Origin of the sequence: Endozoicomonas sp., assembly GCF_031844845.1 — a bacterium.
Taxonomy (GTDB): domain Bacteria; phylum Pseudomonadota; class Gammaproteobacteria; order Pseudomonadales; family Endozoicomonadaceae; genus Endozoicomonas.
Genome location: NZ_JAVRMB020000347.1, coordinates 1 through 4,555 on the forward strand (window position 1 = coordinate 1; position 4,555 = coordinate 4,555).

The 4,555-nt window shown below is 47.0% G+C and carries 4 protein-coding genes and 1 pseudogene; 3 read left to right on the forward strand and 2 right to left on the reverse strand.

Features of this window, described 5'->3' with window-relative positions:
* Positions 1-214 precede the first annotated feature (214 nt).
* Entirely contained in the window at positions 215-910 is a 696-nt protein-coding gene (locus RM811_RS19125; protein WP_402527425.1) for an SDR family oxidoreductase, read from the reverse strand.
* A gap of 150 nt (positions 911-1,060) precedes the next feature.
* On the opposite strand from RM811_RS19125, the gene RM811_RS19130 reads away from it, so the two are divergent.
* The 3 genes and pseudogenes from RM811_RS19130 (at position 1,061) to RM811_RS19140 (ending at position 3,014) form a co-directional block, all read left to right on the forward strand.
* Positions 1,061-1,474 carry a hypothetical protein gene (locus RM811_RS19130; protein WP_402527427.1) on the forward strand — a complete coding sequence of 138 codons (414 nt, stop codon included), beginning with the start codon at positions 1,061-1,063 and terminating at the stop codon, positions 1,472-1,474.
* Positions 1,474-1,797 carry a hypothetical protein gene (locus RM811_RS19135; RefSeq protein ID WP_402527428.1) on the forward strand — a complete coding sequence of 108 codons (324 nt, stop codon included), beginning with the start codon at positions 1,474-1,476 and terminating at the stop codon, positions 1,795-1,797. Before RM811_RS19130 ends, RM811_RS19135 begins: the two co-directional genes overlap by 1 nt.
* 262 nt (positions 1,798-2,059) lie before the next feature.
* Positions 2,060-3,014, forward strand: a pseudogene (locus tag RM811_RS19140) (IS1595 family transposase).
* 517 nt (positions 3,015-3,531) lie between these two features.
* Here the strand turns inward: RM811_RS19140 and RM811_RS19145 are convergent.
* Positions 3,532-4,555: ankyrin repeat domain-containing protein (locus RM811_RS19145; RefSeq protein ID WP_402527429.1), on the reverse strand; the 1,024-nt coding region annotated here is incomplete at its 5' end.

Genomic DNA, 4,555 nt, shown 5'->3' on the forward strand with positions numbered 1-4,555 from the left:
ATACCCTGGAGCATTTTTATATTTCTTGGTTACATGGAAGGTTGATAATAATTGGATTTCGGTTATACGGATAGCAAAAGAAAGTAGTCTCGGCTTGACCCGTCCCTAAAGGGCCCGGGATTGCGCCTCAGTCTCGTTCAACGTAACTGAAAACGACTATAAACCGAACTACCCGGTGGGCAGTCCGGCAACTTTATGCCACAGAGCCGGGAGTTCACCATGTAATCAATGAGCCATCATAACTGATAAAATGACCACTGCTTTTCAAAGAAAGCTGCTCAATGACTTTGCGGATACCACGAATGGATGTCTCAGAATCAATCAGTGCACTGGATCCTCCCATATCCGTCTGAACCCAACCCGGATTCAGTATGCCCACACTGATCCCCCTGTCCGCCAAGTCAATCGCCAGGCTTTTGCCCACTGCATTTAATGCCGCCTTGGCTGAACGGTAGATATAACATCCTCCCTTCTGGTTATCGCCCATACTGCCCATTTTACTGGACATCATAATAATCTTTTTATCATGACTTTCGGCGACCTTCTCCACCAGCGCCTGAGTGACCATCATGGGAGCCACAGTATTTACCCGCAACACTTCCATCCAGGGGTCAACGGTTAGCTGATCATAAGAGAGTCCTGAAGGGCCATAAATCCCGGCGTTATTGATGAGAATATCAATGGGCTCTTCAATCACATATTGAAGGTTCTGAATCATGCCCGGCTGGGTAATATCCAGAGGAACCAGCTCAAACTGATAGCCCGCACTGTGCTTTAACTCAAGCAACTGTTGTGACTGCTCCGGAGACCGACAGCAACCATAAACTTTTGCCCCTTCCGACAGGTACTGCTTGCATAGCTCTAACCCTAATCCCCGGCTGACTCCGGTTACAACAACCACCCTTTCCATACTACCTCCCGCAGGACAAACGATTCTTAATAGAAATTATCACAAAACGGCCGATTCATTACCTTATAGCAGCATCCGTTCAAGATAAGTTAAACCGTCGCCTTATTATGGCAAACTGGCAATACTCTCGCGTTACCAGGGACAGGTACGATGGCAAAAGAAATATCCAACATTCCGAGTCAATCCACACCCATATCTCAGCCAGAGAATACACCTGCTCGAACCAGGGGTCGGCACGGAGCTAAGGAAGTCAGCTCAACAGAGACAACGGCGTACCAGGACAAATCGACAAAAGCACCTGAAGGGCAGAAGCTTACCAGTCGAAAGATAATCCACCACAATCTGGATATGATTACCCAACTTGCAGAAAGGGGGGAGTGGTCAGGACTAGCTTCAGCAATACAACTCCATGGCAATACACTGAGCAAACTTGACCTGATTCTGACCTTATTGAAAGACCAGGATATTAAGCTGCCTTCAGATATTCAAAATACTATTGGCAATCACTTCAGCAAACTCTATGCATTAGAAAAAATACCCGAACTCACCAGAGGGTTAATCTAATGTCACTCGATAACCTTGATAGCCTCAGCTTAATTATCCAGCGGGCAGACGAGCATGACAGTCTTCTTGGGATCATGGCCCGAATGGCGGTTGATAATTTTATTCAGAAGCATTCACTGACCGACATTAATCGTGATCAGGTAGTCAACAGCATCGCTCAGAGAATCCACGGCCAGATTGCCCAATTAATCTACGAGCAGGAAGAATCTATAAAAAAAGCAGATCCCGGACTTGAACAGGACATCATCCTTTCCCGGAATCAGAGAAGAATTGAACAGAGGTATCTCCAGGATAAAAGTAAAAGTCCTGAAAGCTCATCTTAAACCGACTAACAAAAAAGGGCTTATTCAGCCCCCCTCGTTTATATTGGTTTAAACCAGCAACAACGCAATGGTTGCCAGGCTGAGAATCAAAGTACCGCCGTAGCAGGCTACTTTAACACCCACACCCGGGCTCTGTTTTGGTTATGTGTTGGCGCTGTCCTTCAGGGCAATGATATAAAGATACCTGATTACCATCGAACCTACATCATGATCCAGCTGCTATAATAAACGTCGATTGTCATGTGTTATGAAGGTGAAACTGATGTGCAAAAATACCATTCAGTTCCAAAAAGGCCTTGGCATTATGCAATTTCTGGCTAATTACGGTAGTGAATAACAGTGTGAAAACGCGCTGTGCTCTTGGCGCTGGCCAGATGGCTTCCAATGCCCCAAATGTGGCTCCCGTAGTTTCTGCAAGCTGCACCGGAAAGCTGAATTCCAGTGCAATCGCTGTCGTCACCAGACGTCACTAACCAGCAACACCATCTTTGACTCGACAAAACTGCCTTTAACCATCTGGTTTCTGGGCATCTACCTCATCACCCAGAATAAAGCGGGGATTTCTTGCCTGACGCTGCATCGACAACTTGGCATTTCCTACAATGCCGCCTTGCGCATGAAGCACAAGCTCATGCAGGTCATGATGGAAAGAGATAACCACTGGCAGTTGAGTGGTTTTGTTCAGGTTGATGACGCCTATTGGGGCGGAGAGCGCCATGAAGGCCGTCGCGGCAGAGGGTCAGAGAACAAAGCCCCCTTTGTGGCAGCAGTCCAGACAGATGCGGATAACCACCCTCTCTACATGAGTTTCAATGCCGTTGATAACCTTCGGCGCAAGACCATTCAGGAGTGGGCAGAACATGCCCGGAAAAGGGTGCCCGGGTCGTCAGTGATGGTTTGTCCTGTTTCCGGGGTATCGAAGACGCAGGGTGCCAGCACACAGCCATCATTACCGGTGGTGGCCATGCATCCATGGAAAATGAGTTGTTTACCTGGGTAAATACCATGCTGGGCAACGTGAAAACGGCGATTACCGGTACTTACCATAAGCTCGACCCCAAGCATCTGGGTCGCTATCTGTCAGAGTTCAACTATCGGTTTAACCGGCGTTTTGATATGCCTTCATGATCTCAAGGCTTGGGCGGGCGGCAGTCAATACAGCGCCAATGACGGATCGACTGCTCAAGCTGCCAGACGTTCAGTGGAAACCGGGTTAGCCATTAACCGGCAACTGAAAGACAGTTGTAGTGTAAATTTCATCATTTCGAATGATGATGTGGGTCTTTGTCTGGTCGGAGTGGTTAGAAGCCGGGTTTACGTCGTTCATCTGGAGAACAAGCCTCATGATGCCTGCTCTACCGGTAATACTGGAGGTGTTCTATTATTTCTTCACTGGGTTATAGGCATAAGGAATGAAAAATTGCGCGTATATTCTTAAATGAACTTTCTCTGTGTCATGACGTAGAATCAGTGGTAATCAAGTAAAGATATCAGGCCATCCCTTGGGAACCGCATAATGCTTGGGATGGCGCGGATTTCAGAAAATCACCAACATTTATTTGGAACAGAGCCCACACCCGGATGCAAACCCAAATCATGATAACCGTAGTAAAAATACAGGCCCGGATAAGAAGGAACCAGGGCAATCATCAGCATCAGAACGAGACAACCATGCCTGGATCATTCCCGCGAAAGCGAGACATCCCAACACCAGACTCTACTTATCCGGAGTGTCTACCTTCCTTCTGCAGTTCTTGCAATTTTAGCTGCCAGCGTCTCTAGCTCCTTGATTTTTTCAGGATACCACTCACGCCTGTGGTTAAGACGCATACGCGGTGTATCTCCATCATTATTCGCCTTATCAAGGTTGGCACCGGCTTTTATCAGCATTTTGGCGGTTTCGAAATGATATCCTACGGCGGCTACGTATAATGCTGTTAAGCCGCCAACATCCTCATGATCAACATCAGCCCCGGCAGCTAACAACAGCTCAACGATATTTCCATAGCCTTTTATGGAGGAGGCCAAAATCAGCGGCGTCACTTGTCTTTTATCCGCCTGATCAACCACTGCGCTGTTACTGATCAGCAATGTGACAACTGCTGCATTGCTGCGGTTAACCGCCAAGTGCAACGGCGTCCTGCCCTGGCTATTCACCAGATTAACATTTGCCCTGGCAGCTACCAGAATCCTAGCCGCACTTACTGATTTTGCAGCGTGCAACGGCGTATCGCCAGATGCATCCCTCTCATTAACATCCACTTTGCCAATCTCTATTAGATACCGAACATAGTAATCAGCGCCCATCTTAGCCGCTTGATGTAACGCCGTCGTGTCGACCAACGTCATAGACAATGTGATGGATTTACAGTCAACGCCCCGTTTCATCAGTAACCGGAAGACAGTGGTATCTTTTCTGCCCAGAGATAGCATTAGCGGCGTTACACCGTATTTACCTTTCTTATTAAGGTCCTCGACACGACTGGTGGTGATAATTTCCGTTATCTCTGACAAAGCAGCGTCAGCCTTATATGTCTTATACACCCAATTAAAATAATCACCCATCAATTCGTTGAGAGATTTGTCTGGTATTGTAGACTCCGTGATGCTTATATCTTTCCAGCATTGAACGATCAGTTTTTTCAAGTTACTTCTATCGTTAAGTAAGCAGGAAACGATTTCGCTCTCCTGTTTACTCCGATCAGAATGACAACCTTTTATCAAATAATCCAGAAGTTTTCCTGCAGAATCAGTATCT